The sequence below is a fragment of the Aquabacterium sp. A08 genome, assembly GCF_011742065.1.
Window position 1 is genome coordinate 1 of record NZ_JAAQQT010000005.1, and the last position, 250, is coordinate 250.

1 pseudogene is annotated in these 250 nt (G+C 72.4%); it reads left to right on the forward strand.

Annotated features, from left to right (window positions below):
- A pseudogene (locus HA630_RS26630) lies at nt 1–250 on the forward strand (N-(5'-phosphoribosyl)anthranilate isomerase); the annotation flags it as partial.

The window sequence follows — 250 nt, forward strand, 5'->3', positions numbered from 1 at the left end:
CCCTTCGTCACCCCGGTGCTGCTGTTCGTCAACGCCAGCGCGGCCGAGGTGCAGGCCGGCCTGCAGGCCGTGCCCCACGCCCTGCTGCAGTTCCACGGCGACGAAACCCCCGCGCAGTGCGACGCTCTGGCCCAGGGCCGCCCCTACCTGCGCGTGGCCCGCGTGCCCCTGGGCGATGGCGCGCGCAACTTCGATCTCCTAAAATATGCGGCAGATCACCGCCACGCCCAGGCCCTGCTGCTGGACGCCC